The organism is Collinsella sp. 4_8_47FAA (genome assembly GCF_000763055.1).
Lineage (GTDB): Bacteria > Actinomycetota > Coriobacteriia > Coriobacteriales > Coriobacteriaceae > Collinsella.
Genome location: NZ_KN214135.1, coordinates 632,090 through 638,421 on the forward strand (window position 1 = coordinate 632,090; position 6,332 = coordinate 638,421).

General features: G+C 53.8%; 5 protein-coding genes and 1 pseudogene. All 6 read right to left on the reverse strand.

Annotation, left to right across the window (positions count from 1 at the left end; translation table 11 throughout):
- A pseudogene (locus HMPREF9463_RS11130) lies at positions 1 to 353 on the reverse strand (IS21 family transposase); the annotation flags it as partial.
- Between the two features lie 265 nt (positions 354 to 618).
- The gene (locus HMPREF9463_RS06210) at positions 619 to 2,253 is read right to left on the reverse strand and encodes an ATP-binding cassette domain-containing protein (RefSeq protein ID WP_084591801.1); all 1,635 of its coding nucleotides are present in this window, start codon (positions 2,251 to 2,253) and stop codon (positions 619 to 621) included.
- On the reverse strand, positions 2,237 to 3,535 hold the full coding sequence (locus HMPREF9463_RS06215) for a radical SAM/SPASM domain-containing protein (RefSeq protein WP_084591802.1): 1,299 nt from the start codon (positions 3,533 to 3,535) through the stop codon (positions 2,237 to 2,239). The genes HMPREF9463_RS06210 and HMPREF9463_RS06215 overlap by 17 nt, the downstream gene beginning before the upstream one ends.
- 66 nt (positions 3,536 to 3,601) lie before the next feature.
- Entirely contained in the window at positions 3,602 to 4,390 is a 789-nt protein-coding gene (locus HMPREF9463_RS06220) for a hypothetical protein (RefSeq protein ID WP_035137757.1), read from the reverse strand.
- Complete coding sequence (locus HMPREF9463_RS06225; protein ID WP_035137758.1) at positions 4,387 to 5,205, reverse strand: ABC transporter permease; 819 nt, start codon at positions 5,203 to 5,205, stop codon at positions 4,387 to 4,389. The genes HMPREF9463_RS06220 and HMPREF9463_RS06225 overlap by 4 nt, the downstream gene beginning before the upstream one ends.
- The gene (locus HMPREF9463_RS06230; protein WP_035137759.1) at positions 5,205 to 6,125 is read right to left on the reverse strand and encodes an ABC transporter ATP-binding protein; all 921 of its coding nucleotides are present in this window, start codon (positions 6,123 to 6,125) and stop codon (positions 5,205 to 5,207) included. The genes HMPREF9463_RS06225 and HMPREF9463_RS06230 overlap by 1 nt, the downstream gene beginning before the upstream one ends.
- Between the last annotated feature and the right edge of the window lie 207 nt (positions 6,126 to 6,332).

The window sequence follows — 6,332 nt, forward strand, 5'->3', positions numbered from 1 at the left end:
CGGTGCGCGGCGATATAGGTCTTCACCGTGGTGAGGCCGCCGGCGTAGCCCTGGCCGAGCAGCCGCTCGAATATCACCTGCGAGTTGGTGACGCCCTTCCGCAGGAGGTCGTCCACCAGGCCGGTGTGGCCGGCGAGCACGCCCGGCGCGGCCCTCCTCCCGCTGTTCCCGTGGGGCAGGGCCCTGAACCCGTGTGCCCTGACCGTCCTCGCGCGGGAGCGGGTGAGCCCCGTCCTCCTGCAGAACTCCGCGAGGTTGCATGCCTGCGGGTCGAACCCGTCGCCCTCCTCCGCGGCCATCTCCCGGAGCGCCGCGTCTATAATCTCCTGTAGGTCATCGTGTCTCTCGTTCACCTCAATGGTCCTCCTAACGCCGGCGTGTTGGCACCACCAGCGTAGTGGCGGCGGGGAGGCACGGTGGCCATTATTCGGTGACCGGGATTGGTCAAAATCGTTTGACTATTAGCGGCTAAAATCGCCCGGCGCTAACACTGGGGAAACACGCTATAAAACCTTCTTGCCGGGCGGTCGAGTACAGCACCGACGGCGTACCCGTGGAGACCTACCCAGAGCCCACGCCATTTCAAGTTTCTTGGTCTTCAACGCCACAATCCGATAATCATCCAGCCGTCGAAATGACCTCGTCACAGGCGGCAAGCATCTCCTCGTCATGAGTGACAACGATTACAATATGGTCTCTCTTAATTTCATGAAGCAATTTGATCAGCGCGCCTCGACTCTTCGCATCAAGTGCTGAGGTCGGTTCATCAAAAAGCATAACGTCCGGCGATTTCAACAGCTGTCTCACAATTGCAATCTTTTGCTTCTCGCCGCCGGACACCCCTCCTTTCCCGCCGTCAAGCATCGCCGTTGCCCCGTTCTCCACAGAAGCAACCATTTCGTCTAGCCCCAATATGACAAGCATCCGATTCAGCTTATCCATCTCGTAATCATCAGAAAGCAGCGTAAGATTATCGAGAATCGTCCCCTCAACGATAGGGGGTTCTTGCTCCGTAATGCTGACTCGACACCGCCGCAATGCATATCGATCGATGCAACGCTGTGACACCCCGTTGTAGCGAACGGCCCCTTCTGTGTCATCTGGATATAGCCCCAATATCACTGACAGCAGCGAGCTCTTCCCCGAACCATTCGGCCCCGAGATTCCATATAGCCGACCCCTGGAAAACGCGAGCCCCTCAATGCTTAACGCGACCCTTTCCGCCCCTGGATAACGTAGCTTGATGTTCTCTAGACGGATTTCCTCAATCGGACCAAGCGCCAATTTGCCATTCGCTTCCACCGGGACATCCCAAATTCTTTTCAGCCGCTCATAGCATACGCGATTAGTCTGGTAATCCCTTCCCCAGCCCAACAAATACTGTACCGCTGAGCTTAAGTTCGAATAATATCCAACAGCAGTCACGAGAAAACCAGGCAACAGTCTCCCGCCCATCACTTCAACCGCGCCCACAGCAAGAAGACATCCTTGAGCGGCGGAAGCGACCAACGCGTTGCCAAAGGTAAATCTAGACCCTACTTCCTGATTTGCTCTCATCGTTGGATAGAGCCCATTAAAAGCTTCGACCAGTACAGCGCGGGACCTATCGAACAAAGCATGTTTGCGGATGAAATCAACTTTCTCCAACTGATCTTGTAGACAGGAAAAAAACCTCGCGCTCTGCTCTTGTACGTCAAAACTTCTCTCAAACAGCCTTGCGCGTGAAACCGCATAAAAAGCGGCACTCGCTGCCGCAAGAACAAGGCAGACCACACTCAACTTGATATTCAGGCTACCGAGAACAAACAGGGCGGACAAAAGGGTGATAACGTTGCTTGAAACCCCCACAACCGAGTTGATTACGAAGATGACAAGGTCATTAGCGTCGTGATTGATTTGCTGGTTATAATACGACGCGTTGAAGCCCTCGAAGAATGCCTGGGGAAGGTGCTTCACGTGCTCAAGCGTATCCGCATTTAAGCCGAACCCCGCATGCGACTGAAGGTTGATGTACAGCATCTCTGAGCAATACACTAGTCCCGCTCGAACCGCTTGGACCGCAACCAAAATAAGGCAACAAACGAGAACGGCGGCAAGATCGGCGCTGGCCGGCATCGCCAATCGGTTTACCACTATGCCGGTAAGAAAGGGACCCGCAAGCGCAAGCAGCCCGACCAAAACTGTTACGACAAGATAGGCGTAGAATCGACCGCCCAGTATATATTTTCTACAGAGATTAAGCATCAGCCTCATTTTGCCCCGCACCCCGTTTTGCCGTATTCATCATCTGGGAGAGCAGCATTTTTTGCTCGGCATCATACCGGAAGGAAACGCAACGTTTCCCCTCACCGTTTAAGGCGTGGTTGGGGCACCCTCCCATGCACATGGGAAAAGCAAAGCACTCTTGGCATTCCGGGTCATCCGGCTCATATGCCATCCAGTTAATCATGTTCTTGCTCAACATTGGCGGCTCGAAAATAGTTCCGACCCTCCGCTCCTTCATTCCAATGTCATCCCAGCACTTATACAAATCTCCGACGGGATCAACCACGTACGAGTTGATTCCAACGGCGCAACATATCCCGAAATTCGTCCCACCAAAAGGTTGAACTTTGAAGCCCCGCGCAATTGCCCTTTTATAAAACTCAGTCTCCTCATACGAGAACTCTTTTACAGTAAAGCAGTGGCTGTCGTTCGCACATACCCGATTGATATCGTCAACAGGGGCTAAATAGAAGTGAACCTTATTCATCAGGCCATTTAGCTCGAGATAATCCAATAGCTCTTGAGCGGCCTCGATGTTGGTCTTGTCGACGTTGCTCCTTATCGAAATATCGATGATGTCGGCACACTCTTTGACGTTCTTGAGAATACGTTCGTATGTAGGGCTTCCGTCGTGAAGAATCCTCCTCGAATCGTGATCCGACTTCGATCCATCTATAGTCACTTGCGCGCTCGTCACACCACATGCCGCGAGCCTCCTTGCAACATCAGGCGTCAGCAGATAGCCATTTGTCACTATCGATGCGGAATATTCACACGTTGGCCCCACGACATCTTTCAGATCCGACGTAATCCGTTCGATCATCTTCATTCCGAGCAGAGGCTCGCCGCCGTACCATCCAACTGAGAGACTTGCGATACCAGGATAGTAATCTTTCACGAACTTGGAGAGCTGTGTCAAAACCTCCTCGCCCATCGTCGTGTACGCCTGTCCCTTTTCATAGCAGTAGGGACAGCAAAAGTTGCAAGCCATCGTTGGCGCAATGGTAAGGGACAGAGCAGTATTCGCAAAGCGCGCGGCGCGACTTTGCAACCTGATCTCCCCAAGCTCGTCCCTCTCCTCATTGACTAGGATGCCTCCCCTTATCAGCTCCGCGACAAGATCATCGGCATCCCGAACGTCCCCTTCTTGAATCCTTTTGAATTTCTGCGCGTATTCCGGATTTAACGACAGGATGCCGCCGGTTCGCGCATTCATGATAAGAAGACTTCCGTTATGTTCATGCACCACATTAAATTGCGACAGTTTCACTTCGCACCATCTCCATTTCCAATCAAATCCATATCGACCCTCAGACGCTGCGCATACGCCAGCGCACTACCTTCTTCGATAAAAACTGCACGAAAGCAGCAATAGACATGCGAGCGACACGATGACCGCATGGCCGCATGCAGCCATCAGGACCGTCCCGCCGGCAGCCCCGCACGCCCTCATCCAATAAGCCATGTGAACCGGGGGTAAAACGGTTGGGAAACTCATCGCGATAACAAGGCCCGCGAACGTTGCGACCAGCAAGGCTCCCGACACAAGAGATCTGATCCTGAACACCTCATATGCAACCGCAACCATCAGCGTATAAGCGGCGTCTATAACGATATTCGACAGGAGTGCCGAGGTCACATTACCAACCGTAAGGCTGTCTAGACCGCTTCCGGAGCACACGGCAAAGACCGCAGCGACACCGAGAGTAAACACGATGTAGGGGCACAGCGTATACACTTCGCAAGCCAATGTCTTTGCCGCAAACAGCTGCCAGCTGCGGAAGCCCCGAGCAATCGAAACTCCCCTTGCCGACACGCTCGTCGCATCACCGAATAGCGTCCCCGCCACAACAACAGAGACGATTGGGAAGAACACCGTATGCGCCATGGAGACGACACTTAGCCAGGAAGAGATACCCGTTGGCCCAACCCCTATCGAGAAAAGATAGCCCGGATCGGCGGAAAAGCCAAAGAACTGGCCCTCTCCCCCTGCGGAGACCCATGCGCCGGACCCGGCAAACACATAAATCCCCGCGATGCCCAAATACATCAGCGCTATTATCACGGCGAGTTTCATTCTCCTTGCGCGGAACAGTTCCGCCCTGACCGACATCCCAAGATTCATCGAACCGCCGTCCTTACAAATAGCGAGACGAGCGCAACTCCAACCGACACAAGCACAGTGCCGCCCGCATACAGCAAAACCTGAATTACACCAACATTCTGCATACTCAGGGAACACAGGTTCATCAGGTAATACACGGGCGAGAGCATGAGCAGCAAGCTGGGCTGACCGCTTCCGTATGTACTTGGGAACCACACCATCACAAATATCGAAACCGCTATTGCAACGACGCTGCTCGCCACCACACTCCTCGTGAGCAAATACAGGGCGAAGGTAGCGGCGTACATCGAAATGAGCAGCAGCGCGATCATCAGCGCAATCGATACAAATTGGGCAAACCCTGAGCACGAGGCCCCAACGTCCCATTGGGCCATCTTGGTTAAATACAGCGCAGTCGTAGAAAGAAGATACACGGCACCGACCAGAGTGCAGTTCACCAACAGCTTCGTGATCACAATCGCCGCCTGCGACACCCCTCGCGATCTCGATACGGCGTAAGCCACGGATTCAAAGTCTCTCGACGTAGCGTAAACCGCGTAGAGAATCGTCACCGGAATCCAGACCACTGTAGACGCAAAAGACGTCCGGGCAACAGAGTCCAAAACGTCCCCTGCATCCACTAGGTTTCCAATAAAACCTATAGCCCCTCCAAGCGTATACGGGTCATCACCGGCGACCATGATCAGCACCTCAGACGAAGTCGCAGCCGCAACCACATACAGCACAGCCGCAAGCGCAATCATCAGAGCGGTCGCCGGGTGCCTGGCGAGCAACCATACCTCGCTCCGAAAAGCTGAGATGAACTCGCGTTTCATCACAGCTCGCTCTCTCGACCGATGAGCTCCGAATAAAACTCCTCAAGGCTCTTCCTATGAGAATACGCCTCCGCAACCCTCACACCTGCGGTCGAGAGCGCTTCGATTGCAATGCCCCGCCCTTCCTTTTTCTCCTCATAGCGCATAAGGACGCTGCCGTCCGGCAGAAAAGAATGTGAGGTCTCATCTCCGAGAACCGATCTCGTTCGCTCCAGATCGTCCACATGCAACACGAAACCACCGCGGCATGACTTTTCCAGCTGAGGTGCGGTCATCCTTCGAATGAGGCGACCATGACTTATGAAGAGGTAATCAGTTGCCAGCTTGTGCATCTCCTCAAGATTGTGGCTGGATACGAGAATCGTTTTACCTTGATCTTTGTTAAGATGCGTAAGGATTTTTCTTACTTCGACTATCCCCATCGGATCCAGGCCGTTTGTCGGCTCGTCCAGGATCAACAGCTCCGGATCGCCCAGCAACGCTATGGCCAGATCGAGACGCCTCCTCATTCCCATTGAGAAGTTCTTCACTTTCTTCCCGCCGGCCTCCCCCAAACCGACGGTTGATAACACACCGTCGATGGAACGATCGGTGGGAAGCCCCCACTCAATACAGCGAACGACCAAGTTGTCTCGCGCGGTCAGATTAGGATACGAAGCATTGAGGTCGGGCATATAACCCAGCCTTTCCCTGCAGCTCCGTATTTCACGTCTCCCGGTTTGCCCAAACATCGAGATCGTTCCTGACGATGGCTCCGAAAGCCCCGTGATCAATCGAATTAACGTGCTCTTGCCGGCACCATTCTCCCCAATGAGTGCACACAGCTCGCCTTCCATTAAAGAGAACGAGACTGATTTAACCGCTTCAAACCCGCCATATCTCTTGGATATGGCACGCAATTCAACTGGGACTTCCCGCATGGACGACATCCTCCCCGTCAATAAAAAGGGACGACATGGCAATTGTGCGGGGTTATAGGTAACGTCGGTTCGCCCCCCCATATTGCAATGCCACATCGCCCCTCAGGCGCTGCTGGCCAAAATATCTTTGAACAGTCTGTGCACGCCGTACGGCGTGCACTATCCGCTAAAAGCGGATAGTGCACTCCGTACGGCGTGCACTATCCG

Excerpts from the sequence above, each read along its gene's own strand:
- HMPREF9463_RS06225 (WP_035137758.1), bottom strand. The coding sequence starts at position 5,205 with ATGAAACGCGAGTTCATCTCAGCTTTTCGGAGCGAGGTATGGTTGCTC.
- HMPREF9463_RS06230 (WP_035137759.1), bottom strand. The coding sequence starts at position 6,125 with ATGCGGGAAGTCCCAGTTGAATTGCGTGCCATATCCAAGAGATATGGC.
- HMPREF9463_RS06210 (WP_084591801.1), bottom strand. The coding sequence starts at position 2,253 with ATGAGGCTGATGCTTAATCTCTGTAGAAAATATATACTGGGCGGTCGA.
- HMPREF9463_RS06220 (WP_035137757.1), bottom strand. The coding sequence starts at position 4,390 with ATGAATCTTGGGATGTCGGTCAGGGCGGAACTGTTCCGCGCAAGGAGA.